Source organism: Rhizobium sophoriradicis (genome assembly GCF_025200795.1).
GTDB lineage: Bacteria > Pseudomonadota > Alphaproteobacteria > Rhizobiales > Rhizobiaceae > Rhizobium > Rhizobium sophoriradicis.
Map to the genome: position 1 here is coordinate 1,250,949 of NZ_CP104152.1, position 25,765 is coordinate 1,276,713.

The following is a 25,765-nucleotide window of genomic DNA, read 5'->3' on the forward strand; positions in this document are numbered from 1 at the left end:
GCTCGTTGTCAGCAAGCGAAATACCAGAAAGCCCCTAAGAAATATTTACGAGGCGGCAGACATTGCTTGGCCCGCGGCGGGATCGACCAGCTCATGGTACAATTTCAGCACATCACGCGCCATGACGGCGGAGGAAAATACCGCCTTTACCGCCTCCGGCTTCGGCATCGTCCTGCCATGCCAGCCGGGCATGGTCAGCGTTTCCGCCATCACGCGGGCGAGGTCGTCGGCATTGCCGGGTTCCACCAGTGCCGCGCTGTCGGCGCCGAGCACCTCGGGAATGCCGCCGACGCGGCTGGCGATGACCGTCTTGCCGGCGCCAAGGCCCTCGAGGACGATATAGGGCATGGCTTCGGCGCGCGAGGGAACGACAAGGTTCTGCGCCATCGAAAAAGCTTCGTGGACGCGCATTGCCGGCAGCATGCCGATGCGCTTGCCGAGGCCGCGTTCGACCATCATCTCGCGGTAACGGTCCCGGTCAGGCCCGTCACCGATCATCAGCGCCGACAGCGGCCTGCCGAGCAGCCGCTCGGTCTTGGCAAAAGCATCGACAAACAGATCGGGACCCTTGAGGTCCCGGAGCATTCCGACATAGATGAAATGGACGGCGTCCGAGCGGGTGGGGATCGGTTCGAAATCACGCTCGCCGATGCCGTTATAGATCAGTCTCGTCTTCGTCCGTGGTCTGCCCACCTTGCGCATATAGGTGTCGCGCTCATATTCGCAGATGAAGACCAGCGCATCGGTGAAATATTCCTGCAGGCGCTCCATCCTGAGGACGAATTGTCCGCTGAGCGAGGAGCGCGAATAGTGCAGGCTTCCGCCATGCGCGGTATAGAGGCGGGCTACGCGATACCTGTTCACCCGCAGGGCTGAGCCGGCAAGTCGCGCGAGCACGCCGCCCTTGGCGCCGTGCCCGTGCAGCACATCCGGCCGCAAGCTTTTGATTTTCTTGTACGTATCCCACATCGTCGCAATATCGGACGGGCTGACCGAGCGTCGGATCGGCACGCGTGTCAGGCCGAGCGAGAGATAGGGACGAATATCGTCGAACAGGTTGTCCTCATGCTCGCCGCCGGTCGAGCTGTCGCAGAGGATTCCGATGTCATGGCCCTCCTTCGCGTGCTCCTCGACCAGGTCGCGGACATGGCGGAAAATTCCGCCGACCGGCGATCTGAAGCAATGGAGGATGCGGAGCGGCTTCTGTTTTCCCATAACTCAGAAGAGCCGTTCGCGGACGTAGATCGTGTCACCGGCGATGATCGGCCCGGATATGTTGATGCGGCCGGTCAGCACCTGTCCGTTGATCTTGCGGGTGACATCGACCATGCTCTGGTTGGCGCGGCTGGTGAAGCCGCCGGCAACGGCGATGGCATTCTGCACGGTCATGCCGGGAACATAGGCATACTGGCCGGGCTGGCCGACTTCGCCCATGATGAAGATCGAACGGTAGCGGTCGACGTCGATGGTTACGTCGGGATCGCGAAGATAGCCCTGCTGCAGCTTCTGGGCGATCTGCCCTGAGAGTTGCTGCAGGGTTCGGCCGCGGGCAGGGACCTGGCCGATGAGGGGGAAGGCGATATAGCCGGCCTGATCGACCGTATAGGTATTGGTCAGGCTCTGCTGGTCGAAGACGGTGATGCGCAACCGGTCGCCGCTATCAAGCGTATAGGGCTGGATAGTCGCCTCATTGAAGGCTTTCGGCGCCGGCTTGTAGGTCGTGCAGCCGCCCAATGCCGCCGTCATGGCTGCAAGGCTCAGGGCCAAAAGGATCTTGGGCGGGGCGACAGACATCCGCAAGTGCTCACAGAAATGAACTCGGTGAAGCCGTTATCGATCTGTTAGGGTTAATGCCCGGTAAAAAGGGCATGACAAATTCCTGAGTTCTTTGCCGATCGGGCATATTTCTTGGCAAATCACCATTAACCGTTGAGTTACCACGGTCGTTTACGCTTGCGGCACCTTTGTTGTGGAGTAAGAGCATGTCCGGCGTATCGCGTGATCAGGATGTGGACATCGATCTCAGTCAGCTGGTTCGCGCCGTCTGGGCGCGCCGGCTCAGGATCTTGACGATCACGCTCGTGGGGGCGGGCGTCGCTTTCGCCGGCGCCAAGATCATGTCGCCGCAATATCGCAGCGAAACCCGCATCCTCATCGAGCCCCGCGCGCCGGCCTTCGCCAGCACTCAGCAGGTAAACGACGCAGGCGCCGGCCCGCTGATGGACGAGCTGAATATCGCCAGCCAGGTGCAGCTGTTGCAATCTGCCGATCTCCTGAAGAAGGTGATCAACGACCTGAAGCTCTACAATCTGCCGGAATTCGACGATGCCGCCAACGGCTCGGCGATGAGCAGCATCCTCGTGAAGCTGCATCTGAGGAAGAACCCGATGGAGAACCCGCCGGAAGAGCGGGTGATCGACGCTTTCGTCGAGCGGCTGCAGGTCTATCAGGTGCCGGGCTCACGCGTCATCGGCATCAGTTTCACCTCCAAGGACCCGAAGCTCGCTGCCGCCATTCCGAACGCCATGGCGAATGTTTATCTTTCCACCCAGAGCGGCGCCAAGCTCGATTCCAACTCCGAGGCGACGCGCTGGCTGGAGCCGGAGATCGAAAGCCTGCGCCGCAAGGTCAGCGAGGCCGAGAAGAAGGTCGCCGAATATCGCACCAGCCACGGGCTCTTGCAGACGAACGGCACGACCACGTTTCCCGCCCAGCAGCTGAACGACATCTCCGCCGAGCTCACCCGCGTGCGCGGCGACAAAGCCAATGCCGAGGCGAGGGCGCAGGCGGTGCGCAATGCGCTGTCTTCGGGCGAAGCTTCCGACACGCTGCCTGACATCATGTCCTCGCAGGCGATTCAGCGGCTGAAGGGAACGGAGTCGGGCCTGCAGTCGCAAGTCTCAGACCTGCAGACCAGCCTTCTCAATAGCCATCCGCGGCTGAAAAGTCTGCGTGCCCAGCTTGCTGACATCCGCGGACAGATCCGCCAGGAGACACAGAAGATCCTCGCGAGCATCGAAAACGAGGCGAAGGTCGCCGATCTCAGGGCAAGCGAGCTCGAGCGGCAGAAGGACACGGTGCAAGCCAACAGCGCCCGCGCCGGCGAGGACGAAGTCGGCCTCAATGCGCTGGAGCGCGAGGCGACCGCTCAGCGTCAGTTGCTCGAAACCTATCTGGTGCGCTACCGCGAGGCCGCCTCCCGCGCTGACAGCAATTCGAGCCCGGCCGACGCCCGCATCGTTTCCAAGGCCATCGAGCCCGTCGATCCCTATTTCCCCAAGGTCGTGCCGATCGTCGTCGTCGCAGCCGTCGCCACACTGATCCTCAGCGCCATCGTCACCATGCTGGCCGAACTCTTCAGCGGCCGGGCGCTTCGCCCGATCGATGCGTCGGCTGAGACAATCGAGGCGGAAACGGGCGCCGAAGAGAAGATTGCGCCGCAGGCAGCTCCCGTCGTCGCCGTCCGGAATCCCGCCCGGGCGAGCATGCTCGCCGTGGTCGCCGAGGAAGAGGATGCGATCGACGAGGCTGCTGCGCAGGTACCGGAGGACGACAATGAATTCTCCGTCGCCTCGGTTGCCGATTATCTCACCGGCAGCCGGGCGCCGCTGGCAATCGCGATATCTCCGACCGGTGACGATGGTTCGGCGGCGACGGTTTTGCTGACCCGCATTCTCGCCGATGCCGGCCGTCGCGTCGTCCTGATCGATATGACCGGTTCCGGCCATCCCACGGAACTGATGGCCGAAGACCAGGGCGCTCCTGGTGTCACCGACCTGCTCTGCGGCGAGGCCGCCTTCGGCGACACGATCCACAGCGATCGGCTTTCAGATGCCCATCTGATCCCGCAGGGCCGGAGCGACGTACGCCGCGCCATGCGCGGTGTCGATCGGCTGGCGCTGCTGCTCGATGCGCTGGCCTCTGCCTACGATCTCGTGGTCGTCGAATGCGGCGCTGCCGATGTTGCCGGCGTCTCGCGCCTGACGCGCAGCCGGGATGTCGAGATCATCCTCTCCCTGCCGCAGCTCGAGGAGACCGTTTTCGTAACCCTGATGACCGAATTCCAGGCTGCCGGCTACGAGCGCGTCGTGCTGATGTCGGAAGGCGAAGCGGCAGAGCAGAGGCTCGGCCAGGCAGCCTGAGGCATTGCGAGGGCGTCGCGATTTGCGGCAACCACATGCCAAGGACAAAGACCGTTCAGCCGATCCTTGCCCGGATCGCCTGGGCGAATTTATAGAGCTTCGGGCGCGCCTTGATATGCGCCTTGCCGCGCGTAACGATCCTGTGCGCGGCGCCGGCGGCGACGCCGATCGGCGAAACCGGCAGCACCACGTCGTAATGCGCGGTCTCGACCGGCGCCCAGGATCGTTTGTAGGTCTGGTCGCCGAGGCCGAAATCGAACAGCCCGACGCCTTTGCCGTGCAATCCCGAGATGGTCTGCCAATAGAGGAATTCGCCGGGGCTCGTATCCGGCACGAGGTCTTCGTCGATCGCCCCGAATTGGCAGATGACGTGATCGCCCTTGCGCGAGATGCCTGAGATCGCAGCGATCCGGTCCTCATTCCCGCCGTTCAGCCGCAGGACATGCATCTGCAGGCCGAAGGACTGCCTTGTATCATCCTGCTTGTCGATCAGGCCGTGCAGGAAGACTTTTGTTTCCCGATCGGCAAAGACGTCGGGCAGGCCAAGGCTGGCGAAGCGGGCGCTCTTCAGGCGGAAGAAGATATCGAGCAGGCGATGCTGCTCTTCCGATGTTTCGGGGATGACGTATTCGACGCCGCCGGCGGCCTCGAGACGCCTCGATTGAACGCGGAATTTCTTACGCCGGCTCTTGGCGTTAATCTGTTTCAGCGTGTCCTCGAAAACGGTAAGCAGCGGCAGTTGATAGGCGTGGTTCTGGTTTTGCACCATCGGCAGCCCTGTAAGCGGCGTCTGCCGTCCGCGCCATTCCAACGGAATGTTTTGCAGCAACAGCAGATCGGCCCGCCCCTTCAACGCTTGCTGAAGCTGACGAGCGAATTTTTCGGCGTCGATGCTGCCGCCGCTTTCGGCGAAATTCCTCGAGAATAGACCGGTATTGATATTGCTGTGATCGGCAGCGATGAATTTCGCGACGGCAAGACCGCGCGACTTGACGATCTCGACCGGCAGAATGAAGGCCGTCTCGCCGGCACAGGTGCCTTTGAGGATGGCCAGCGGGCGTTGAAAGGCGCTTACCCAGGCGGCGCACCAATCGTAGCTCTGATGGAGCGACTGGAGATTGTCGGCCTCCAGAGCCCGCCAATCATCCTCCAACGGCTGCATCGCGTCGAAAACCGCGATGTCGATATTGGCCATGGCAAGTTTCATGCTCACCTGGCGGAGGCGTGAAATCGCCGTGTCGGCCAGCGCTGCGTCGTCTGACGGCTGTTCACGGACGTCGAACTTTTGCGTCTGCACTGGAATTCTCCGGTCAAAATGCTGAGCGGGAAGGTAGTAATGCAGGGCGTATATTTGGTTTAATCGTCGGCTATCAGCGAGGTTTTCCGCCGATCACGGTTATTCGGCCGTTAATGCTTAGTGCTGCCGCGGTCCGGCCATCCATTTGATGACCACCATCGCCGGCAAGACCCAAAGCAGGCCGGTGAGCAGGAAGTAGAGCAGGTGCCCCCACCAGGGCGCGTTGCCGAGCGTCGCCACTGCGATCGTATTCGCCACCAGCGCATAGACGAGCACGAGCACGATGATGAGGATCGTGCCGATGAATTTGCGGAGGCGGACGGGCATTTTGATCTCTTGTTTGGGGTGGCGCGAACCGGCGCGACGGCATGCCGCAAAGGTTCGGGGCTTGTTTTGCATGAGCCGGTGGGGCAAATCAACTGCCGGATAGAAGGAGACATCATGGCCGTCGCGAACCTCACCACGGAACAGGTGATCCTGAGCGAAGTGCACAAGCAGAACCGCAATCGCCGCGCCTTGCGGCTGTGGCTCGGCTTCGTGCTTTTAGCACTCTTCTGTCTCGTGCTCGTCGGCGGCGCCACGCGGCTGACCAATTCCGGCCTGTCGATCACCGAATGGAAGCCGATCCATGGCGTCATTCCGCCGCTGTCGGCTGCCGAATGGGAGGAGGAGTTCCGCCTCTACCAGCGCATTCCAGAATTTCAGCAATTGAACAGCTCCATGACGGTCGACGAGTTCAAGGGCATTTTCTGGTGGGAATGGGCCCACAGGCTGATCGCCCGCGGCATCGGCGTGATCTTCGCGCTGCCGCTTATCTTTTTCTGGCTGACGGGACGCATCGAAAGGCGCCTGCGCTGGCCGCTCGTGGGCATTCTGGCGCTCGGCGGCCTGCAGGGTTTTATCGGCTGGTGGATGGTGTCCTCGGGTCTCTCCGTCCGCACCGATGTCAGCCAGTACCGGCTTGCGACACATCTCGTCATGGCCTGCCTGATCTTTGCCGGTTGCATGTGGATCATGCGCGGTCTCTCGCCGCATTCCAGCGATCCGGCGCCGGCACGAAGCTCGCGCGCATTTGCTGCCGCAATCGCCATTTTCTCGCTGTTCCAGATCTATCTCGGCGCGCTGGTAGCCGGGCTCGACGCCGGCCTTTCCTACAATACCTGGCCGCTGATGGATGGCGCCGTCATACCCTCGGATCTGCTGATCCAGCAGCCCTTCTGGATCAACGCCTTTGAGAACCCGAAGACCGTGCAGTTCATCCACCGCGGCGGCGCCTATGCGCTCTTCGCGCTGACCTTGATCAACATGGTCATTGCCCTGCGCGCTGCCCCCTGGACCACCCATGCCCGCCGCGCCGTCGTGCTTTTCTCGCTGGTGACGCTGCAGGCGGCAATCGGCGTCGCCACGCTGCTGATGCAGGTGCCGCTCCACTGGGGCCTGCTGCATCAGGCCGGCGCTCTGGTGGTCTTCGGTTTCGCCGTCGCCAACTGGCGCGGCTTCTACGGCGAATATCCGCGCGCCACGGCAATTGCGGTGCGCGATTGAAGCGCAAGCCGTTTAACGCAGCACGCCGTCGAGCAGCGGCATGCCGATGATCGCAGCGGCGGCGATCAGCACATAGCAGGCGATGCGGAAGGTCCGTTCCTCGGCCAGCCCGAACAGTTTCGAGCCCCCGTAAAGCCCCAGCGCATAACTTGGCAGAATAACGGCCGTCAGGGCAAAGACGGCGGGGACGAGCAGACCGCCGACATAATAGCTGATGGCGCTGAAGATAGTGGAAATGGAGAAATAGAGCACGACATTGGCTCTGACGGGCGTGAAATCGCTCTTGCCGCCGAGCCAATAGGCGACGACAGGCGGTCCGCCGAGCTGTGCGGCGCCACTGAACAGGCCGGCAATCAGGCCGACGCCGCTGCTGAGTGGTGCCGAAGGCGGGCCGTGATAACGCCATCCGGAGACGAGAAGCGCGAGCAGTGAGATGGCGATGATCGTGATGCTCCAGCGCAACAGCGTCGGGTCGAGCAGTGCCAGCATCGCCGTGCCGGCCGGGACGCCGAGTGCCGCACCCGCGGCCATGACGAAGACCTCGGGCCGGTTCGCGTTGCGCCAGGCGGGAGGGATCATCCCGAGCGTGGCAATGCCGTCGATGACGAGCAGGATCGGCGAGGCCAGTTTTGGCCCGATGATGGCGCCACCGAGCGGAATGAAGATCAGCGCTGCCCCGAAACCGGAAAAGCCGCGGGCGAGCCCGGCGATGAAGGCAAAGGCCATCAGGGCATAGATGCCGTGATCGGGCAGGGCGGCGGCAAACCAGGCCTGCCCGTCGGTGATAAGCGCATCCAGCGTCATGACGTCAGGAAGCGAGCATCAGGTCCATGTTCTGCACGGCGGCACCCGAGGCGCCCTTGCCGAGATTGTCGAGCAGCGCCACCAGATTGACCTGGGAACCGCCCGGCGTGCCGAAGACGAAGAGCTTCATCGTGTCCTTGCCTTCGAGTTCGACGGCGTTGACACGCGGGAGCGCCTTGCTATCGGAAAGCGGCACGACGGTGACGATGTCCTGGCCGGCATAATGGGCGGCGAGTGCCGCATGAATGCTCTCCATCGTGGTGCCCTCGGCGAGATCGTCGAGATGCAGCGGCACCTGCACGATCATGCCCTGCGCGAATTTGCCGACCGATGGCGAGAAGATCGGGGCGCGGTCGAGCAGGCCGTGCACGGTCATTTCGGGCACGTGCTTGTGGGTGAGGGGAAGACCGTAGAGGAAATGCGGGGCGGAGATCGCATCCCGGTGATCCGGATTTTCCATCTGGGCAATCATCTGCTTGCCGCCGCCGGTATAGCCGGAAACCGCATTGACCGTGACCGGGTAGCCGTCCGGCAGAATGCCGGCGGCACGCAGCGGCCGGATCAGGCCGATTGCACCGGTCGGATAGCAGCCGGGGTTGGCGACGAAACGCGCGGCTTTGATCTTGTCGGCCTGGGCGCCGTCCATTTCGGCAAAGCCGTAGGCCCAGCCGGGATTGACACGGAAGGCGGTCGAGGTGTCGATGACGCGCACATTGTTGTTGGCCGAGACCATCTGAACCGCTTCCTTCGATGCATCGTCGGGCAGGCAGAGGATGGCGATATCAGCGCTGTTCAGCATGTCCTCGCGCAAGGCGGCGTTGCGCCGCTCAGCCTCGGGAATGGACAGAAGCTCGACATCGCGGCGGCCGGCCATGCGCGTGCGGATCTGCAGACCCGTTGTGCCGTGTTCGCCGTCGATGAAGATTTTCGGTGCCATGTTAACCTGCGCTTTCAATGGGTTCAGAAGGTTTCCGGATTCATTTTGGGATAATAAGTCAGCCTTGTGACACGGCGATGGCGCGTCGCTCCGCATGAAGCCCCAGCATATACATCGCCACCGTTGCCCCGGCAATGGCGGTGATATCGGCATGGTCGTAAGGTGGCGAAACCTCGACGACATCGGCGCCGCGAATATCGAGCTGATGCAGGCGCTGCAGCACTGAGAGGATCTTGGCGCTCGACGGTCCGCCGGCGACCGGCGTGCCGGTGCCGGGCGCAAAGGCCGGATCGAGGCAATCGATATCGAAGGTGAGATAGGCCGGCGCACCGCGGGTGTGAGAGATGATCGCCGAAGCGATGTCGCCGGCAGTCATATCCTCGACCTGATAACCATAGAGAATATTGATGCCGCAATCCTCAGGCGCATGGGTGCGGATGCCGATCTGGATCGAGCGATCGGGGTCGATGATGCCTTCGCGGGTAGCCCGCGCGACGAATGAGCCATGGTCGATGCGCCGCTCTTCGTCGAACCAGGTGTCCTGATGCGCGTCGAACTGCACGAGCGCCAGCGGCCCGTGTTTTGCCGCATGCGCTTTCAGCAGCGGCCAGGTGACGTAATGATCGCCGCCGAGCGTCAGCAGAAAAGCGCCGCTGTCGAGGATCGCGTTCGCCTGGCGTTCGATCGCGCCAGGCGTATCCTGGTGATTGCCGTAATCGAGCAGGCAATCGCCGTAGTCGATCACGGCCATGTCGGCGAACAACTCTCGGTTGAAAGGATATTGCGCATCATTGTCGAATATCGCCGAGGCGCGCCGTGAGGGCCGAAGCGTGTGCCCGGCCGGTTCGACGTGGCGGCATCGAAGGGAATGCCCCAGACGGCAACATCGGCGCCGGAAAGTTCCTTGGTGAAGCGGCGGCGCATGAAGGACAGGGCGCCGGCAAAGGTCGGGTCGCTGGCAGCTGAGGTGAGGCTGGTCGCCGTGAAGGCGTGATCGATGGTCTTGTTCGCCAAGTCATGCTCCTTTTTTCGGTCGCAGAACCAATGTCGCGTCCAGTGCAGACGCTGCATTGCGGGGTGTTCGACGCAGAGCGTCGGCGTTGGTCCGCGCAAAGGAATTGGCCGATCCCTTTGCGCAGAAAGGGGTAGGCGAGGTGTGGACAGATTTCAAGCAGTCGTTCGGATAACAGCATCGCCGAGGCTTGCCAACGAGGCGCTGTCCTCCCTCTGCACTGACGATTTTGATAAAAGCTGTGGTTTAGTCAGTTCTTTCATAAAAGTCATACTTGCAGAAAAATTGCTATTTCTCTATGCAAGGCGGGGTTGCAGATTCGGGTGCTCATAGTCGGTAAGAATACGAAATTTTGGGAATATTTTAAGTGATTTACCGACGAGAGATTGACGGCCTGCGGGCAGCCGCAGTGATGCCCGTTATTGTATTTCATGCGGGCTTCAGTCTCTTCAGCGGCGGTTTCATCGGCGTCGACGTCTTCTTCGTGATCAGCGGATTTCTGATCACCTCGATTATCCTCGAGCAGATGCGCAACGGCACCTTCTCGCTGGCGGCGTTCTTCGAGCGCCGCGCCCGCCGAATCCTGCCAGCCCTGTTTCTCGTCGTTCTGTGCTGTCTGCCCTTTGCCTGGCTTTGGGTCATGCCGGAGGAATTTCGCGCCTTCTCCGACAGCCTGATTGCCACCAGCCTCTCCGGCGCCAATTTCCTGTTCTGGTTCAAGAGCGGCTATTTTGCGCCCGAGGCCAGAGAGGTGCCGCTGCTCCACATCTGGAGCCTGGCCGTCGAAGAACAGTATTACATGTTCTTTCCGCTGCTCGTCATATTCATGTGGAAGCGCAAGCCGAGCTGGCTCTTTGCGGTCCTGGTTGTGATCGCGCTTGCCAGCCTTGCCTACAGCGAGTGGGCGTCGCGCGCCTTTCCCTCGGCCAATTTCTATTTCTTGCCGTCGCGGGCCTGGGAATTTCTGGCCGGATCGATCTGCAGTTTCATCCAGTTAAAGGGGCAAACGCGCGGCAGCAATCCGTTGTCGCTCGTTGGCTTCGGCATGATCGCCTTCTCCGTCCTCTATTTCGACGAAACCGCGCCCATACCCTCGACGCTTGCCCTGGTTCCCGTGGTCGGCGCGATGCTCGTGCTGCTCTATGCGCGACAGGGAACCTGGGTGGCGGCAATGCTTTCAACCCGCGCCCTGACGATGATCGGCCAGATCAGCTACAGCGCCTATCTCTGGCATCAGCCGCTTTTTGCCTTTGCGCGGATCCGTAGTATTGATCCCCCGCCGCTGACCGTAATGGGCGCTCTCGCCTGCCTTTCGCTTGTACTGGCCTATATCTCGTGGCGTTTCGTCGAGCAGCCGTTCCGCAGGGTTGAGCGCCGATTGTTGCCGTCGACCCGCAGCCTGGTCGCATCGGTATCCGTGGTGCTTGCAGCCTTTATCGCCTTCGGCATTTACGGCCACGACACGCGCGGCATTCCATGGCGTCTCCCTGCGCCAATCAAGGAATTCATGGCGAACAATGATTGGAGCAAGACCTGCCTTCTCGAGGGCGCGTCAGGCTGGGATACGATGCCGATCAAGGGCTGCGTATTCAACGGCAGCCACGCACAGACATACGCCATCCTCGGAGATTCCCTGGCCTCGTCGCTGACGCCGGCGCTGGCCAAGCGTCTGGACGGCATGAATATCGGCCTGCAGCAGATCACCCACAGCTTCTGTGCGCCGGTCGCCGACGTCTCGATGGTCCCGCACCAGGCGCGCGACTGCGGTGCCTTCAACGCTGCGGCGATCGACTATCTCGTCAAGAGCAAGGTGAAAACGGTCTTTCTCGCAGCCTCCTGGAAGATCTTTTTCGAGCAGTCGCGCTATAGGTTCAGGGGCGAGGAAGTCGCGACGTTAGACGCAGGGCAGAGGTTGAGGGATGCCTTCGACAATACCGTCGGCGAGCTGACATCGGCCGGCATCCGCGTCGTCATCATCTATCCGCATCCGCGCGGCGACACGGAGATCGCCGCCAAGGTCGCGAAGCTGATGCACAAGGACACGCCGGCGCCGACGATCACGATCGCCCAGGATGAATTTCTCAAGCAATCGGCGCCTACCTATGCCTATCTCGACGACCCCAAGGATAGCCATGTGCTGCGCGTCGATCCGGCCAAGATTTTCTGCGGGATGGAGACGGGCAGGTGCGATCTGGCGCGGGGAGGCAAGACCTTCATTTCCGACAAGGTGCATTTCACCCCGGCAGGTGCGGAAGCCGTCGCCGACCAAATCATGGTAACTCTCGGGCGAGACCACATGGTGGATCCGAACGGTATGGCAGCGCTCTCTTCCGACTAATGCATGTCGCCCGGAAGTGTGCAGCGGTTCCGGGATAACGACCTTCATAAAACCAAAGGACTGAAGCGCGTCGGGATCTTTCAGACGCGGTTCTTCTGCTCTTATTTAGGCATGCCGTTGCCGCAGCAGCGCTGTATGGTCTTCCTCGTTCGGGCCCTGAAGAGCGAGCAGCGCCGCAGCGGATCCGCCCGGTTACGTTTATCAGGAGCCGATTGAACAGCAAAAAGGCCGGGTTTCCCCGGCCTTCGTGAAATCCATTTGTCCGAAACAATTAGCGCTTCGAGAACTGGAACGAACGGCGGGCCTTTGCCTTGCCGTACTTCTTGCGTTCGACGACGCGGCTATCGCGGGTCAGGAAGCCGCCCTTCTTCAGCACCGAGCGCAGGCCCGGTTCGAAGTAGGTGAGCGCCTTGGACAGGCCGTGGCGAACGGCACCGGCCTGGCCGGAGAGGCCGCCGCCGGCAACGGTTGCGACGATGTCGAACTGGCCGTCACGGGCAGCCGCGACGATCGGCTGGCGCAGGATCATCTGCAGCACCGGACGGGCGAAATATTCCGCGAATTCCTTGCCGTTGACGATGATCTTGCCGGAGCCCGGCTTGACCCAGACGCGGGCGACGGCGTTCTTGCGCTTGCCGGTCGCGTAGGAGCGGCCGAGCGAATCGACCTTGCGGACGTGCGCCGGAGCAGCAGCTTCGGAAGCCGTGCCGAGTTCCTTCAGGGAGGAGAGGTCAGCCATGATCAGGCGCTCCTTACGTTCTTTTTGTTGAGCGCGGCAACGTCGAGGGCGACCGGCTGCTGGGCTTCATGGGGATGGTTGGCGCCGGCGTAGACGCGCAGGTTCTTCATCTGGCGACGGCCGAGCGGGCCGCGCGGAACCATGCGCTCGACGGCCTTTTCGAGGACGCGCTCCGGGAAGCGGCCTTCGATGATCTGGCGTGCGGTGCGCTCTTTGATGCCGCCGGCGTAACCGGTGTGCCAGTAGTAGACCTTGTCGGAATACTTCTTGCCGGTGAAAACGACCTTGTCGGCATTGATGACGATGACGTTGTCGCCGTCGTCAACGTGGGGGGTGAAGGTTGCCTTGTGCTTGCCGCGCAGGCGCATAGCGATGATGGAAGCGAGACGGCCAACGACCAGCCCTTCGGCGTCGATGATCACCCACTTCTTCTCCACCTCTGCAGGCTTCTGGGAGAAGGTAGCCATAGTGAATACTCTCTTTTGGGACCCTTGCCCGAAGGCTGGAAGGGCGTTTCTTGTTGCTTGGATTGGCAGGCGCAAGACATGCCAAAAAGAAAGCAGCCCGGAAGGCTGCGTTCTGGTGCGGTGTATAAAGGGAATGTGACATCGGGTCAATATCGTCATTTTTGGCGACCTGAAAAAAACGATAGGAAAAACAAGAGCTTACTTATACGGTAATATAATACCTCATATTTGCCGAGATCGCTGGATGGCCTGCTTTGGCTTTTTACCGCTACCGCGACTTGGATTTGACGCGACGGGCCAGGATCGCAAGTGGTCCTAATCCTTGAACTCCCGCAGACATTTCATCATTTCCCGAAGGCCGCGTGTCAGATATTTGTCCCGGCGCAGAACCATGCCGAGCCGGCGCATGAGCTTCGGTTTCAGCGACGACGTTGTCACCAGACCGGCAAGGTCGCGCTTGAGCGCCAGCCCCGGCAGGATCGACCAGCCGAGCCCCACCGCCACCAACTCCTTGATAGCCTCGACGCTGCCGAACTCCATCGCAGGGCGGGTCCTGATATCGGGGGCGGCCAACCAAGCGTCGATTGCTCGCCTCGTATTGCCTCCCTCATAAAGCAGCAGCGTCCTGTCGCGCATGAAGGCAGCGTCCGGCCCGCCTTCGGGCACGAGGCTGCCGACGGGAGCGACCGCGAGCAACTCCTCCTCGTAAAACGGTTCGATCGCGAAATTCCGTCCCGAGGCCGGCAGAGCGACGACGGCGATGTCGAGACTGTTGGTTTCCAGATCGCGCAGAATATCGTCGGCATTGCCGATATGGACGGTGATTTCGAGGCCGGGCATCGCCTTCCTGGCAGCGGCGATGGCGCGTGGAAGCAGGTGGATCGAGGCGGTGCCGCCGCTGCCGATGCGCACGCGGCCGCTGGCGCCTTCCCTGTGCGGCAGCATCGCTTCTTCCGCCGCTGCCACTTGCTGAAGCAGACGCCTCGCGTGCGAAAGCAGGTCAAGGCCCGCCGCCGTCGGCTGCGCTCGCCGTCCGACACGCTCGATCAGCCGGACGCCGAGCCGCTGCTCAAGGCCTTTGACCTGCAGGCTGACCGCCGGTTGCGTCACGCCCTCCTTGTCGGCGGCGGCCGTAAAGCTTCCGAGGTCGGCGACATTGACGAAGCTCGCGAGCTGATCGAGATTAAGTGGCATATAAAAGAAATCCTTATGCATATCATAATATCCATAAGCTTCTTTCATTCCATCTTCCAGCGCATCCTTCCTTCGTTGAGAAAAGGACGAAGAGATGACCCTGGAATTCGATGCAATCTTTGAAACGCCGCGCAATGCGCTTCGGTCGAAACTCCGGCGGACGGTCCGCTGGGGTCGAGGCTTGTCGGCGGCCGTCGAGCATTGGCTCACAAAGCGACGCAGCCGCCGCAGGCTTTCGGAACTCACCGATGAAGACCTTCGCGATATCGGCCTGACCCGTGCGCAGGCGACGGCCGAGACATCGAAATCATGGTTCTGGTCCTGACCATGCCGCCGGGGGGAGGGAGGATCCTGCTCGAAAGTGCCGGCGCCTTGTGGCAGAACAGCTGTGTGGAAATCGAGCAGCAGGGAGCAGCATCATGGCCGAAATCGTATCATTCCGGAAGGAAGCGGACAGGGCGGACGGGTTGTTGCTTCGCTCCCTGCGCGATGGCGTGCTGCGTCTCGTGCTCAACGACCCGCCGGCCAACGCGCTTTCGATCGCGCTTCTCGAGGCGCTGATGGCTGAGCTCGAAAAGGCGGGATCGGATGCTGATGTGCGCGTCATCGTTATCGCCTCGACCGGCTCCGTCTTTTCCGCCGGCCATGACCTCAAGGAACTCACCGCCCATCGCGTCGATGAAGATCAGGGGGCTGCCTTCTTCGAGAAGAGTTTCCGGCTCTGCGCCGATCTGATGCTGAAGATCACCCATCTGCCAAAACCCGTCATCGCCGAGATCGACGGGCTTGCAATGGCTGCCGGCTGTCAGCTCGTTGCCTCCTGTGATCTGGCCATCTGCACGGACACCTCGACGTTCTGCACGCCAGGCGTCAATATCGGCCTGTTCTGTTCGACGCCGATGGTGGCGGTAACCCGTGCCGCCCATCGCAAGCAGGCGATGGAGATGCTGCTGACCGGCGAGACGATCGATGCTTCGACGGCCAAGGATTTCGGCCTCGTCAACCGCATCGTGCCGAAGCAATATCTGGCGCAGGTCGTTGCCAAATATGCGGCCGTGATCGCCGGCAAATCGCCATTGACACTAAAGATCGGCAAGGAGGCCTTCTATCGGCAGCTCGAACTGCCGGTGGAGGCGGCCTATGACTATGCCGCTAGGGTGATGGTGGAGAACATGCTGACGCAGGATGCGCAGGAGGGTATCGGCGCCTTTCTCAGCAAGCGCAAGCCGGAGTGGAAGGGTGAATGATCACCCTAGCTTCAGAACCAGCACGCCGGCTGCGATGACGACGCCGGCGACGTAACGCCAGATTCCGGCTTTTTCCTTGAACACGGCGACCGAGATGACCAGCCCGAAGACGATCGCGGTTTCCCGCAACGCGGCGACGGTTGCGACCGGGGCCTTCGTCATTGCCCAGAGCGCCAGTCCGTAAGATGCAATCGAACCTGCGCCGCCGATAAGGCCGCGCCACCAGTTGCGGCGAACGTGGCGCAGCACCGTCAGGCTGCCGCGCCGGGACGCCGCCCAGGCAAACAGCAGTATGGGCGGCAGCAGCGACATCCACAACGTATAGGAAACCGCGTTGCCTGAAAGGCGCGCGCCGATGCCATCGACATAGGTGTAGCTGGCGATGACGAAGGCATTGGCAATGGAGAGGACGACGGCACGGCCACTGCCCCGACGCGCCTCCAGGGCGAGCGTCAGGACGCCGGCTGAGATCGTCATGATGCCGGCGAGCGCGGCGCCGGAAAGGTCTTCACTGAGGACGACACCGCTTGTCGCGGCGATCAGCAACGGCGTGCAGCCACGCATCAGCGGATAGACCAGGCCGATATCCCCGGCCCGGTAGGCGGCGGCTACCAGCTGGAAATAGGCGAACTGCAGGATGGCCGAAGCGCCGATGAACGGCCAGGCCGCACTTTGCGGCAAGGGCAAAAATGCCAGGAACGGCAAGGCTGATACCGCGCCGCCGGCCGAAATCAGCGCCGCATCAAGGGATTTGTCGCTGCCCGCTTTGACGATCGCGTTCCATGTCGCATGCAGCAATGCACCGAACAGAACGAGCAGGATGACGTCGAGAGGCAAGGACCAAATCCGAAACTGCAGGGGAGGACATGCGCTTCGCCCCGGCGGGGCAAGCTTCTGCAAGGACAACTGCGATTTGCACGAAACTGCTTTGCCGCGGTCGCGGATGCCTTCCTGTCTGGAATATCACCCTTTCAATATCCAAACAATCGCGGGGTACCCGACAATTATTACGTGCGCGCGACATACGTTCAATCCACGAGATCTCCTCAACTATGAGATGCTGCTAATGGACGACGGAACATAGGGTGGCCCTAAAGGGAACGAAAGAGGAAAGCACCCGGAGGAATTTCGGAAGGGATCATTCTATGTTGCTGAAATACAGATATTATTCTATAACTTTGAAATACGCGGAAAATAAAGCTTTTGATTGTAAATTCCTTGGAAAATCGTAGCGCGCGATTGAGCCAGCCAACATTCGCAAACGCGAAGGGCGTAGGGCATCTGCCGCAATCACGGCGGCAAAAACCTCAAAGCTGATGATGTGGAACGAACAGCATCCCGTCCAGGTTGTCTATGTTCTGACAGTTCAGAACGGGGCAGCGAGGATCGTCTTTCGAGGGGATGTGGGTCCACTCGGCATAGTCGGTCGCGTCGCAATAATGGCTGTTGCGGACGTAACGATCATAGAGGGGCAGACCGCGGGGGGACTGATAGCGGAAGATGACGGCGCCCTGATTGTGGATGGCGGCGCGCACGCTGGCACAGCTCATGGTGAGTGGATTGTAGCGCGAGATTGCCAGTGCCGGCGATGCGGCGAGCACGAGCATGAGGGCAAGAGCGATTTTTTTCATCGAATCATCCTCAGAAACTATCCAACCCATATATACGGGAAAGGCGCGCAACTGGTTTCACGCAAAAGCAAAAATCACGCGCGCCGTGGCGAACGACTTTCGCAAGTGGAGAAGCGGACATGAATCACGACAGCTACACGGATGACTTCCTCGCCGGCATCTTGCATTCGGTGAAGACCATCGCCCTGACCGGCGCTTCGCCCAATCCGGCGCGGCCGAGCAACGGCGTCATGGGCTACCTGCTGTCGCGCGGCTATGAGGTCATTCCGGTCAACCCGGGGCAGGCGGGTAAACAGATCCACGGCCGCACTGTCTTTGCCCGGCTCGCCGACATTCCTGTGCCGATCGACATGATCGACGTCTTTCGCGCTGCCGAATATCTGGACGGCGTCGTCGAGGAGGCGCTGGTGCTGAGGCCGTTGCCGAAGGTCATCTGGGCGCAGCTCGGCGTCCGCGACGATGCGGCTGCGGCAAAGGCGGAGGCCGCCGGCATCAAGGTGGTGATGAACCGCTGCCCGGCGATCGAATATCCCCGGCTCATTGCCTGATCTCATTGCTGCGCTCCGCAGAGACGGATTTTCCACCGAACGCCGGTGGGTTGAAACGGATCGCGATTAACTTTCGTCCGGGAGAGGCTATGATCCCGGCCGTCAGCAATAACTGGAGGACGACATGGCCAAGAATGATCCGGGATTCAACACGTTGGCGATCCATGCCGGCGCCCAGCCCGACCCGGCGACCGGTGCGCGGGTAACGCCGATCTACCAGACGACCGCTTACGTCTTCAACGATTCCGATCATGCCGCCGCGCTCTTCGGCCTGCAGGCGTTCGGCAATATCTACACGCGCATCATGAACCCGACGCAGGCCGTGCTGGAGGAGCGCGTCGCAGCGCTCGAGGGCGGCACGGCGGCCCTTGCCGTCGCCTCCGGCCATGCCGCACAGATGATCGTCTTCCACACCATCATGCGCCCCGGCGAGAATTTCATCGCCGCCCGCAGGCTCTACGGGGGCTCGATCAACCAGTTCGGCCATGCCTTCGAGAATTTCGGCTGGCAGGTGCGCTGGGCCGATTCCGCCGATCCGGCAAGCTTCGAAAGCCAGATCGACGAGAAGACGCGCGGCATCTTCATCGAGAGCCTCGCCAATCCCGGTGGCACCTTCGTCGATATCGCGGCGATCGCCGAGGTTGCGCACCGCAACGGCCTGCCGCTCATCGTCGACAATACGATGGCAACCCCCTATCTCATCCGTCCGATCGAACACGGCGCCGACATCGTCGTGCATTCGCTGACGAAATTCCTCGGCGGCCACGGCAATTCCATGGGCGGCCTTATCGTCGACGGCGGCACTTTCGACTGGTCAAAATCCGGCAATTACCCCATGCTGTCCAGCCCGCGGCCGGAATATAACGGCATGGTCCTGCATGCGACCTTCGGCAATTTCGCCTTCGCCATCGCCGCCCGCGTTCTCGGCCTGCGCGATCTCGGGCCGGCGATCTCGCCCTTCAACGCCTTCCTGATCCTGACGGGGATCGAGACATTGCCGCTCAGGATGCAGCGCCACAGCGACAATGCGATCGCCGTGGCGAGGTGGCTGAAGGCGCACAGCAAGATCGCCTGGGTGAATTATGCCGGCCTCGAGGACGACCCGAACCACACCCTGCAGCAGCGCTACTCGCCGAAGGGCGCCGGCTCCGTCTTCACCTTCGGCGTCAAGGGCGATTATGAGGCGGGCAAAACGCTGGTCGAGGGCCTTGAGCTCTTCTCTCATCTTGCCAACATCGGCGACACCCGCTCGCTCGTCATCCATCCCGCCTCGACGACGCACCGGCAGCTGAGCGACGAACAGAAGATCGCCGCCGGCGCCGGCCCCGATGTGGTGCGCCTTTCCGTCGGCATCGAGGACGTCAAGGACATCATCGCCGACCTCGAACAGGCGCTTTCGAAGATCTGAAACAGCCCAACCGGGAGGTAAGGCTGGCGAGGGGATCAGCTGGTCTTCACCCGATCCGATTACCGTTGGACAATCACTCGGGTCCCCGGCTGGACCATATCGTAAAGCTCCTCGACGTCCTCGAGGTACATTCGAAAACAACCACTCGACGCATTGGTTCCGATGGAGGACGGGTCGTTGGTACCGTGGATGCGCAGCAGCCCATCGGCAAGGTATATCGCTCGGGTCCCTAGCGGATTGTTGGGGCCTGGCTTCACGACCGCTGGAAGCCTCGGGTTCTTCTGACGCATGCTGGCCGTTGGCCGCCATTCGGGATGCATTCGCTTCGACACCACCCGCGTCGTTCCGTACCATTGCTTGCCTTCGCGGCCGACGGCTATGGGGTAAACGAACTGCTCTCCGTTTGCTGTCGTATAAATAAGTGTGTGTTCGCGCGTGGCGATCACGATGTTTCCTCTAGCGCTTCGCGTCGAGGGTGCCCTGCGATCATACAGGGGTTCCTCATAGCCAGGGGCGGGGTCGTAATAGGGCGGAGGTGGATACGGGCTGTAGGGGTCATCATAGCCGTAGCCCCCGTATTCGTCGTATCCATCATACGGTTCATAAACTTGGGCGCGGGCCTGAACCACCGTTAGCAAAACGGCCACCGCAAGGAGAGCCAGCAATCTCATTTTTCGCCATCCGCCTGTCTATCAAGCGGTATTGGTCCCAACTCTATGGCGTCACTATGGCGGACCGGTGCGACGATGTTGAACGCATGCTGCAAAGGCGCATGGGAAAACCAATAATTGCGAGCGCGCCTCATCTAAACCTATGCTGCGAAGAACACTCAATTCGAAGAGATCCAGAATGACTGTTAGCAACTTCATCACCTTCGGCATCGATGGCGTCGAACCGGAGTTGGGCGCGCCCGAACCCGGTCGGATCATCTCCGGCGATCCGCAGTTCCGGACCTGGAATCTGGAGGAGGCCGAAGGCGGCCTCTATTGCGGCATCTGGGAGGCGACGCCCGGCAAATGGCGGATCGTTTACGAGGAATGGGAATATTTCAGCCTGCTGTCCGGCCATTCGATCGTCACCGAAGACGGCGGCGAGCCGGTTCATCTGAAGGCGGGTGACCGGATGATCCTCAGACCCGGCTTCAAGGGAACCTGGGAAGTCGTTGAAACGACTCGCAAGGACTATGTGATCAGGCTTTGAGCGGCGGCTGCAGATCGGCTGTGATGATGCCGGGCCTGTCCCGGTTTGCGGCGATTATGCGCCGGTTCTCCTGAAAAGACCGCTTCGCATTTGCGGATAGACGGCATTTGATCTTTCCCATTAATGGGACCTACATCGTCAAATGCTAGAGCTTACCTGCAGCGCATTGCGGACATGATGTCTCCTGCCGTCACAACAGACATGGCCTTGCAATTCATCTTTTCGGGATTGGCATGTCGTCGAATCTTGCGGGTAGGCACGTTCGCACCCAAACCTCTTCCATCATTGCGACAACGGTCTGCTTCCTTCTGGTAGCCCTCGTTCTCACAGGCCTCATGGCCCATGTCGTCGCGACTATGACCCGGTCGGCGAACGGGATCGACGATGCCCGCGCCACTCGCGCCGCCCGCGCCGCGATCGCAGCCTTTGTCGCCCGCCTCGGTGCGACAACGACGGATAATGCCGTCTGGGACGATGCCTATCGTGCGGCTTCCTCTCCGAATGCTGCGGATTGGGCCTATGAGAATTGGGGAAAGACCAGCGAGGATTACCCGCTTTACGACGGTGCGATCGTAATCGGACCCGACCGGACGTCGATCGTGTCGGCCTATGCCAAGGGCAAGCCCTTCGAGCCCGCCGCGTTCTTCGGCAGGGCCTTTTATCAGCAGATCAATGTGGCCGCCGATCCGGCGAAGGCGCCGTTGGTTAATTTCATCAAGACCGAAACCGGTATCGCGCTGATCGCATCGCAGGCAATCCAACCTTTCGATGACGTTGCCGACACTGCAAAATTCAGCACGCTGAGCTTTTACAAGGAATTCACGTCTGAAGTCCTCGATATGCTGTCGAATCAACACGAGCTTGACGGTTTGCGCCTGGAGAAGGTTCCGACGCCGGAATTCCTGAACGCCCCGATCACAGACATGAAGGGTGCGGTCATCGGCTATCTCGTCTGGCCCAGCAAGGCGCCCGGAAGCACGGTGTTCCATCAGGTGACGCCTTACATCGCGGCCGCCATCGTTATCCTCGTGCTGTTCCTGGTCGGTGTTCTGATGGTCGGCGCGTCCGAGGCGCGGCGTCTGCGCCAGCTGGCGCAGGCAGCGCTTTACGAAGCGGGCCACGATAGTCTGAGCGGCCTGTTGAACAGACAGGGGCTGCTCAGCCTGCTCGAAGAGCTGCAGGATCCGGCCTCAACGCCGCCCCGGCTCTATCTGGTCGATCTCGATGGCTTCAAGGCCGTCAACGATGCCTGGGGGCATGCCGTCGGCGATGACCTGATCCGCCTGGTCTCGAAGGCGTTGACGGCCTGCCATCCGGAAGTCGTCGCCGCCGCCAGGCTGGGGGGCGACGAGTTTGCGCTGGTGCATGTTGGCGCTGCCACCTGCGATGAGATGGAGAGGGCCGTTCTGGCGCTGTTTGCCGAGCCCTTCAAGATCGATGGGCGGACAATCGAGGTCGGCGCAAGCATCGGAGCTGCCGCGCGAGACGGAGACATCAAGCCCCTGGAGCTTCTGCGCAGAGCGGACATGGCGCTTTATCGCGCCAAGGCAAATGGCAGAGGCCAAGCGATCGAATACGACCCCGAGCTCGACCGTGAGCGCCAGCGGGTCGCCGAGCTGGAGACCCTCCTGAAGAGCGCCATCGGCGCCGGTACGATCGAAGCCGTCTTCCAGCCTCTCGTCTCTGCCTCGACCGGCACGGTGACCGGTCTTGAAGCGCTGGCGCGCTGGCGAACGGCGGCCGGCAATGTCAGCCCGGAGGTCTTCATTCCGCTCGCGGAAAGATGTGGTCTCATTGATGCGCTCGGCGCGCACATGCTGAGAACATCGGTCGCGCATGCCAAGAACTGGCCGGACCTGGCGCTGTCGGTCAATGTTTCGCCGGTCCAGCTCTGCAATCCGGAATTTGCCGCCGAAGTGATCTCGGTCCTGCGGGAACTCGATTTCGACCCGAAGCGCCTGACATTGGAGATCACCGAAGGCGTTCTGATGACGAATCCCGATCAGGCCCGGCGCTCGATCGACCAGCTCAAACGCGTCGGCATCAAGTTCGCGCTCGACGACTTCGGCTGCGGTTACGCCAGCATCGGCGCATTGCGGCAATTCGGCTTCGATCGCATGAAGATCGACCGCTCGCTCGTCTCCGCGCTCGACGAAGGCGCAAAGGGCGCCGATGTTCTTCGGGCAACCATCTCGCTGGCGACCGCCCTGCAGATCCCCGTTACCGCCGAAGGCATCGAGAATTCGCGCCAGGCGGCGATCCTGCGGGACGCCGGATGTGATCAGCTTCAAGGCTATCTGATGGGAAAACCCATGTCGGCCCGCGACATCTCCGGCAAGCTGCAGGAAGAGGCCGCCGCCTAAACATGTCTTACAAGAGTGTTTAGCGCGTCGGATTCAACCGGCACGCCGCACGGGTCCTCCAGTCGCCGAGGGTCAAGCCTCGGGATCACCACTGCAAATCCAGCCGCTCCAGCCCGTGGAAATGGTAGACGTCCTTGACCACGGGCGTCTTTGCGAGCCTCAGGCCGGCAAGCCGCTCGAACAGGATCGGCAGCACGACGTTGAGCTCCAGCCGCGCCAGCGGCGCGCCGATGCAGAAATGGATGCCGGCGCCGAAGGAGAGGTTGGGCGCCTCGCTGCGGTCGGGCCGGAAGGCGAGCGGATCGCTGAATTTCGCCGGGTCGAGATTGGCGGCGGCGAGGATGAGGCTGACCTTGTCGCCGCGCTTGAACGAGACGCCGTCGATTTCGGCGGGCTCGAGCGCCCAGCGCTGGAAGATGTGAACTGGCGCGCAGATGCGTAGCGTCTCCTCGACCGTGCGCTCCGCCGTCGTCTCGTCGCGGAAGAGCGTCGCCGGATCCGAGCCGCTGTCGAGGATGGTGCGCACGGAATTGCCGATCTGGTGCACGGTCGCCTCATGGCCGGCGTTGAGCAGCACGATCGTCGTCGAGATCAGCTCTTCCTCGGTGAGATATTGGCCCTTGTGTTCGGTATGAATCATGTGGGTGAGCAGGTCGTCGCGCGGCGCTGCGCGGCGCTCGGCGATGACGGTCCTGACATAGTCGGAAAATTCCTTCGCCGCCCGTTCGGCCTCTTCCTCCTGGGCGCGCGTGCGGCCGAACATGTACATGCGGACATAGGCGTGCGACCAGGCGAGCAGCTGCGGCCCCATCTCCTCGGGAATGCCGATCATGCGGGCGATCATCGTCACCGGGATGATGTCGGCAAAAGCCGAGAGCAGTTCGACCTCGCGCTTGTCGGCGAAGCCGTCGATCAGCCGGTTGGCGAGCTCGGCAAGCTCCGGCTTCATCCTCTCGACATGGCGCGAGACGAAGGCGCGGTTGACGAGGGTGCGCAACCGCGTGTGCTCCGGCGGTTCGAGTTCGAGCAGGGAATAACGTTCGGAGAGATCGAAATTTTCAAGATGCGGCATCGGCTCGGCAAGGCCGAGCTCCTCGCGGCTGGCGATATGCAGGATCTGCCGGCCGAAGCGGCGGTCGCGCAACAGCCCGTTCACATGGTCGTAGCCGGTGAAGAACCACTGTTTCTGCTCGGTCCAGTAGAAGGTCGGGCAATGAGCGTGAAGCGCGGCATAGACGGCATTCGGATTGCCATAAAAGGCCGGGTTGCGCGCGTCCAGCGAGGCATGGCGGCTGGCCTGATCGATCGAAAGAAAGGGCGGTATCGTCATGCCCCGAGGCTTAGCGGATTTGCCGGGCCTCGAAAAGATGCGGATCAGGAGAGCCGGCCGGAAACAAAGCTTGTCCGATCGGAGGCGCCGGCGACATTAAGATCCGTGTCTAAGCTCAAGGATTGATTCTATTTTCACGCGGCGGCTAACGCATGTCCCGGAAGTGTGCAGCGGTTCCGGGACAACGACATGCATAAAAAACAAAGAGCTAAAGCGCGTCGATGCGCTTTAGCCGGCCCGCGACAGTGTGCCCATGCGCCGCAGCGCCTCGACCTGATCATCGACCGTCGGCACGAGTTCGCCGGCAGTGGGGCTCGGGGTGGCCGGCGCCGGGGCCGCCGCTTCCGCTTCGCCGAAGGTGACCGTGCAGTTGCGGCCGGCGGCCTTGGCGGCATAGAGCGCCCGGTCGGCGGCCGAAATCAGCTTGTCGATATTGGCTTCGATCGAGGCGGCGAGCGCAATGCCGATACTGACGGTAACCGGAACGATCGCTTCGCCGGTGGCGACGGGAAGGCGGCAGAATTCGGTGCGGATCGCTTCGGCGATCGCCTCGGCTTCCATCTGGTCGGAGACGGCGGCAAAGGCGGCGAATTCCTCGCCGCCCATGCGGCCGAAGATGTGGTTTGGAATATACTGCCGGGCCATGCGCGCGAAGGCGGTGAGCACCGCGTCGCCGGACTGGTGGCCGAAGCGGTCGTTGACGCGCTTGAAATGGTCGAGGTCGAATAGGATCACCGCGACCTGCCGCTGTTCGCTATGGGCTCTTTCCTGAATGGTCTCGAAATAGCCGAGCAGGCCGCGGCGGTTGAGCACGCCCGTGAGTGAATCGGTCAGTGTCATTGTCCGCAGATGCCGTTCGGAGCGTTCCATGACCAGCCGGCAGGTAAGCGCGAAGGCGATGGTGAGCAGGAAGGCGCTCGCCATTGCCGAGACGCCGCCGAGATTGGTCGCGTCGATATCGCTGGGCAGCGTTACCGCCATCGTCAACGCCGAGCCGAAACACAGGCAGCCCTGTATGACGAACACGCCCATCAGCTTGATGCGGGTGCGCTCGCGGCGCATGTCGCCGGCGGCGACAGCCATGGCCAGCGCCGTCGCGCCGGTCGCCGAAGCGAGATTGTAGAGCACGACGCGGTTTGAATAGTCGGTGTTGACCCACGGCAGGAACACCCCGGCCAGCCAGATTGCAGGAGGCAGCAGCGCCCACCATTCGATCTTCTTGCGGTCGAGCGCCAGAAAACCCGCCACCCAGGCGCTCTGGCCGAGCAGGGCGATGGCATTGCCGATCTCGACGGACACCAGGCTGGGGACTTGGCCGCGCAGCGCGATCATCGCAAAGCCGATGCCGGTCAGAAGAAAGCCGAGGCCCCAATAGAGATAGGCTTCGTTCCTGACGTTGTGGCGCCAGGCGACGAAAAGCACCAGAGCGAGTGTCATGGCCTCCGAACACCAGATGGCGAGACCTGTAGCGATATTGAACACGGCAGCAACCCCTTGCCCGTCGACCTTGTCTGTTGGGGCGCATCCTTGCCGAGGAAGCTCGCCACTTCCTTAATGCTGTTG

General features: G+C 61.6%; 23 protein-coding genes and 1 pseudogene. 9 read left to right on the forward strand and 15 right to left on the reverse strand.

Annotation, left to right across the window (positions count from 1 at the left end; translation table 11 throughout):
- Positions 1–45 precede the first annotated feature (45 nt).
- Both N2597_RS06200 and N2597_RS06205 read right to left on the reverse strand, forming a co-directional pair.
- On the reverse strand, positions 46–1,215 hold the full coding sequence (locus N2597_RS06200) for a glycosyltransferase family 4 protein (protein WP_038688144.1): 1,170 nt from the start codon (positions 1,213–1,215) through the stop codon (positions 46–48).
- Between the two features lie 3 nt (positions 1,216–1,218).
- A complete protein-coding gene (locus N2597_RS06205) occupies positions 1,219–1,794 on the reverse strand; it encodes a polysaccharide biosynthesis/export family protein (RefSeq protein ID WP_010060356.1) in 576 nt (191 codons plus the stop codon).
- A gap of 188 nt (positions 1,795–1,982) precedes the next feature.
- Here N2597_RS06205 and N2597_RS06210 point away from each other — a divergent pair, with 188 nt between their 5' ends.
- Positions 1,983–4,142 (forward strand): GumC family protein, encoded by a 2,160-nt coding sequence (locus N2597_RS06210; protein WP_183596817.1) that lies wholly within the window; start codon positions 1,983–1,985, stop codon positions 4,140–4,142.
- 55 nt (positions 4,143–4,197) lie between these two features.
- Here the strand turns inward: N2597_RS06210 and N2597_RS06215 are convergent, their stop codons facing one another.
- Both N2597_RS06215 and N2597_RS06220 read right to left on the reverse strand, forming a co-directional pair.
- Positions 4,198–5,439, reverse strand: a complete 1,242-nt coding sequence (locus N2597_RS06215; RefSeq protein WP_183596815.1) for a GNAT family N-acetyltransferase — start codon at positions 5,437–5,439, stop codon at positions 4,198–4,200.
- Positions 5,440–5,556: 117 nt separating this feature from the next.
- Complete coding sequence (locus N2597_RS06220; protein WP_039619048.1) at positions 5,557–5,766, reverse strand: DUF2842 domain-containing protein; 210 nt, start codon at positions 5,764–5,766, stop codon at positions 5,557–5,559.
- Between the two features lie 114 nt (positions 5,767–5,880).
- Here N2597_RS06220 and N2597_RS06225 point away from each other — a divergent pair, with 114 nt between their 5' ends.
- Positions 5,881–6,984 carry a COX15/CtaA family protein gene (locus N2597_RS06225; RefSeq protein ID WP_183596813.1) on the forward strand — a complete coding sequence of 368 codons (1,104 nt, stop codon included), beginning with the start codon at positions 5,881–5,883 and terminating at the stop codon, positions 6,982–6,984.
- A gap of 12 nt (positions 6,985–6,996) precedes the next feature.
- Here N2597_RS06225 and N2597_RS06230 read toward each other — a convergent pair whose 3' ends face one another.
- From N2597_RS06230 to speB, 3 genes and pseudogenes are all read right to left on the reverse strand, one after another.
- Entirely contained in the window at positions 6,997–7,788 is a 792-nt protein-coding gene (locus tag N2597_RS06230; RefSeq protein ID WP_183596810.1) for a sulfite exporter TauE/SafE family protein, read from the reverse strand.
- A 4-nt stretch (positions 7,789–7,792) separates the two neighbouring features.
- A complete protein-coding gene (gene argC / locus N2597_RS06235) occupies positions 7,793–8,725 on the reverse strand; it encodes an N-acetyl-gamma-glutamyl-phosphate reductase (RefSeq protein ID WP_183596808.1) in 933 nt (310 codons plus the stop codon).
- A 58-nt stretch (positions 8,726–8,783) separates the two neighbouring features.
- Positions 8,784–9,796: pseudogene (gene speB, locus N2597_RS06240) on the reverse strand (agmatinase).
- Positions 9,797–10,149: 353 nt separating this feature from the next.
- Between speB and N2597_RS06245 the strand changes: the two are divergent.
- Entirely contained in the window at positions 10,150–12,075 is a 1,926-nt protein-coding gene (locus tag N2597_RS06245; RefSeq protein WP_210281813.1) for an acyltransferase family protein, read from the forward strand.
- 271 nt (positions 12,076–12,346) lie between these two features.
- On the opposite strand, the gene rpsI is transcribed toward N2597_RS06245, so the two are convergent.
- The 3 genes from rpsI to N2597_RS06260 form a co-directional block, all read right to left on the reverse strand.
- Positions 12,347–12,814, reverse strand: a complete 468-nt coding sequence (gene rpsI, locus N2597_RS06250) for a 30S ribosomal protein S9 (protein ID WP_010035502.1) — start codon at positions 12,812–12,814, stop codon at positions 12,347–12,349.
- A 2-nt stretch (positions 12,815–12,816) separates the two neighbouring features.
- Positions 12,817–13,281 carry a 50S ribosomal protein L13 gene (gene rplM / locus N2597_RS06255; protein WP_008521951.1) on the reverse strand — a complete coding sequence of 155 codons (465 nt, stop codon included), beginning with the start codon at positions 13,279–13,281 and terminating at the stop codon, positions 12,817–12,819.
- A 315-nt stretch (positions 13,282–13,596) separates the two neighbouring features.
- Complete coding sequence (locus N2597_RS06260; protein WP_183597045.1) at positions 13,597–14,496, reverse strand: LysR family transcriptional regulator; 900 nt, start codon at positions 14,494–14,496, stop codon at positions 13,597–13,599.
- Between the two features lie 73 nt (positions 14,497–14,569).
- Here N2597_RS06260 and N2597_RS06265 point away from each other — a divergent pair, with 73 nt between their 5' ends.
- Both N2597_RS06265 and N2597_RS06270 read left to right on the forward strand, forming a co-directional pair.
- A complete protein-coding gene (locus tag N2597_RS06265) occupies positions 14,570–14,800 on the forward strand; it encodes a DUF1127 domain-containing protein (RefSeq protein WP_009995712.1) in 231 nt (76 codons plus the stop codon).
- A gap of 94 nt (positions 14,801–14,894) precedes the next feature.
- Complete coding sequence (locus tag N2597_RS06270) at positions 14,895–15,722, forward strand: enoyl-CoA hydratase (RefSeq protein ID WP_183596804.1); 828 nt, start codon at positions 14,895–14,897, stop codon at positions 15,720–15,722.
- Here the strand turns inward: N2597_RS06270 and N2597_RS06275 are convergent, their stop codons facing one another.
- Positions 15,723–16,559 carry an EamA family transporter gene (locus N2597_RS06275; RefSeq protein WP_077993321.1) on the reverse strand — a complete coding sequence of 279 codons (837 nt, stop codon included), beginning with the start codon at positions 16,557–16,559 and terminating at the stop codon, positions 15,723–15,725. It lies immediately after the preceding gene.
- A 470-nt stretch (positions 16,560–17,029) separates the two neighbouring features.
- Positions 17,030–17,353 (reverse strand): hypothetical protein, encoded by a 324-nt coding sequence (locus N2597_RS06280; protein ID WP_009995610.1) that lies wholly within the window; start codon positions 17,351–17,353, stop codon positions 17,030–17,032.
- Positions 17,354–17,472: 119 nt separating this feature from the next.
- Between N2597_RS06280 and N2597_RS06285 the strand changes: the two genes are divergently transcribed.
- The gene (locus tag N2597_RS06285) at positions 17,473–17,901 is read left to right on the forward strand and encodes a CoA-binding protein (RefSeq protein WP_009995609.1); all 429 of its coding nucleotides are present in this window, start codon (positions 17,473–17,475) and stop codon (positions 17,899–17,901) included.
- Between the two features lie 124 nt (positions 17,902–18,025).
- Positions 18,026–19,309: an O-acetylhomoserine aminocarboxypropyltransferase gene (locus tag N2597_RS06290; protein WP_183596802.1), complete on the forward strand. Its 1,284-nt coding sequence runs from the start codon at positions 18,026–18,028 to the stop codon at positions 19,307–19,309.
- Positions 19,310–19,368: 59 nt separating this feature from the next.
- Here the strand turns inward: N2597_RS06290 and N2597_RS06295 are convergent, their stop codons facing one another.
- Positions 19,369–19,980, reverse strand: a complete 612-nt coding sequence (locus N2597_RS06295) for a L,D-transpeptidase (protein ID WP_039619072.1) — start codon at positions 19,978–19,980, stop codon at positions 19,369–19,371.
- Positions 19,981–20,158: 178 nt separating this feature from the next.
- Between N2597_RS06295 and N2597_RS06300 the strand changes: the two genes are divergently transcribed.
- Both N2597_RS06300 and N2597_RS06305 read left to right on the forward strand, forming a co-directional pair.
- Positions 20,159–20,509: a cupin domain-containing protein gene (locus N2597_RS06300; protein WP_009989588.1), complete on the forward strand. Its 351-nt coding sequence runs from the start codon at positions 20,159–20,161 to the stop codon at positions 20,507–20,509.
- 233 nt (positions 20,510–20,742) lie between these two features.
- Positions 20,743–22,872: a bifunctional diguanylate cyclase/phosphodiesterase gene (locus tag N2597_RS06305; protein WP_183596799.1), complete on the forward strand. Its 2,130-nt coding sequence runs from the start codon at positions 20,743–20,745 to the stop codon at positions 22,870–22,872.
- A gap of 85 nt (positions 22,873–22,957) precedes the next feature.
- Here N2597_RS06305 and N2597_RS06310 read toward each other — a convergent pair whose 3' ends face one another.
- Both N2597_RS06310 and N2597_RS06315 read right to left on the reverse strand, forming a co-directional pair.
- On the reverse strand, positions 22,958–24,202 hold the full coding sequence (locus N2597_RS06310) for a cytochrome P450 (RefSeq protein ID WP_183596796.1): 1,245 nt from the start codon (positions 24,200–24,202) through the stop codon (positions 22,958–22,960).
- Between the two features lie 228 nt (positions 24,203–24,430).
- Positions 24,431–25,684, reverse strand: coding sequence for a GGDEF domain-containing protein (locus N2597_RS06315; RefSeq protein WP_077993330.1), 1,254 nt, complete (start codon positions 25,682–25,684; stop codon positions 24,431–24,433).
- Positions 25,685–25,765 lie beyond the last annotated feature (81 nt).

Bases quoted from the DNA above. Each gene is read 5' to 3' on its own strand.
- N2597_RS06300 (WP_009989588.1), top strand. From the start codon at position 20,159: ATGACTGTTAGCAACTTCATCACCTTCGGCATCGATGGCGTCGAACCG.
- N2597_RS06305 (WP_183596799.1), top strand. From the start codon at position 20,743: ATGTCGTCGAATCTTGCGGGTAGGCACGTTCGCACCCAAACCTCTTCC.
- N2597_RS06230 (WP_183596810.1), bottom strand. From the start codon at position 7,788: ATGACGCTGGATGCGCTTATCACCGACGGGCAGGCCTGGTTTGCCGCC.
- N2597_RS06210 (WP_183596817.1), top strand. From the start codon at position 1,983: ATGTCCGGCGTATCGCGTGATCAGGATGTGGACATCGATCTCAGTCAG.
- N2597_RS06225 (WP_183596813.1), top strand. From the start codon at position 5,881: ATGGCCGTCGCGAACCTCACCACGGAACAGGTGATCCTGAGCGAAGTG.
- rplM (WP_008521951.1), bottom strand. From the start codon at position 13,281: ATGGCTACCTTCTCCCAGAAGCCTGCAGAGGTGGAGAAGAAGTGGGTG.
- N2597_RS06220 (WP_039619048.1), bottom strand. From the start codon at position 5,766: ATGCCCGTCCGCCTCCGCAAATTCATCGGCACGATCCTCATCATCGTG.
- N2597_RS06310 (WP_183596796.1), bottom strand. From the start codon at position 24,202: ATGACGATACCGCCCTTTCTTTCGATCGATCAGGCCAGCCGCCATGCC.
- argC (WP_183596808.1), bottom strand. From the start codon at position 8,725: ATGGCACCGAAAATCTTCATCGACGGCGAACACGGCACAACGGGTCTG.
- N2597_RS06245 (WP_210281813.1), top strand. From the start codon at position 10,150: ATGCCCGTTATTGTATTTCATGCGGGCTTCAGTCTCTTCAGCGGCGGT.
- N2597_RS06285 (WP_009995609.1), top strand. From the start codon at position 17,473: ATGAATCACGACAGCTACACGGATGACTTCCTCGCCGGCATCTTGCAT.
- N2597_RS06200 (WP_038688144.1), bottom strand. From the start codon at position 1,215: ATGGGAAAACAGAAGCCGCTCCGCATCCTCCATTGCTTCAGATCGCCG.
- N2597_RS06295 (WP_039619072.1), bottom strand. From the start codon at position 19,980: ATGAGATTGCTGGCTCTCCTTGCGGTGGCCGTTTTGCTAACGGTGGTT.
- N2597_RS06290 (WP_183596802.1), top strand. From the start codon at position 18,026: ATGGCCAAGAATGATCCGGGATTCAACACGTTGGCGATCCATGCCGGC.
- rpsI (WP_010035502.1), bottom strand. From the start codon at position 12,814: ATGGCTGACCTCTCCTCCCTGAAGGAACTCGGCACGGCTTCCGAAGCT.
- N2597_RS06270 (WP_183596804.1), top strand. From the start codon at position 14,895: ATGGCCGAAATCGTATCATTCCGGAAGGAAGCGGACAGGGCGGACGGG.
- N2597_RS06260 (WP_183597045.1), bottom strand. From the start codon at position 14,496: ATGCATAAGGATTTCTTTTATATGCCACTTAATCTCGATCAGCTCGCG.
- N2597_RS06265 (WP_009995712.1), top strand. From the start codon at position 14,570: ATGACCCTGGAATTCGATGCAATCTTTGAAACGCCGCGCAATGCGCTT.
- N2597_RS06205 (WP_010060356.1), bottom strand. From the start codon at position 1,794: ATGTCTGTCGCCCCGCCCAAGATCCTTTTGGCCCTGAGCCTTGCAGCC.
- N2597_RS06280 (WP_009995610.1), bottom strand. From the start codon at position 17,353: ATGAAAAAAATCGCTCTTGCCCTCATGCTCGTGCTCGCCGCATCGCCG.